Raw genomic sequence first — 241 nt, forward strand, 5'->3', positions numbered from 1 at the left:
GCACGGCCGCCTCGAACAGCGTCCTGTAGACCTCGTGGATCGAGGCCTGCACGAACTCCGTCGTGTCGAACGGGATGGCGTAGACGAGGCCCGACGGGAAGGTCTTCGCGAGCTCGGCCATCCGGACGCGGACCGCGTTCGCCACCGTCAGCGCGTTCGCCTCGGGCAGCTGGTAGATGCCGATGCCCGCCGCGGGCTGCCCGTTCAGCGTGAAGGACTGGCTGTAGGTCTGCGCGCCGAG

At 69.3% G+C, this 241-nt stretch carries 1 protein-coding gene; it reads right to left on the bottom strand.

Annotated elements, in window-relative coordinates; translation table 11 throughout:
• On the bottom strand, positions 1–241 hold a 241-nt coding region (locus KZZ06_RS22040; RefSeq protein ID WP_219582036.1), incomplete at both ends, for an efflux RND transporter permease subunit.

The organism is Sulfitobacter sp. CW3, from assembly GCF_019392245.1.
GTDB lineage: Bacteria > Pseudomonadota > Alphaproteobacteria > Rhodobacterales > Rhodobacteraceae > Sulfitobacter.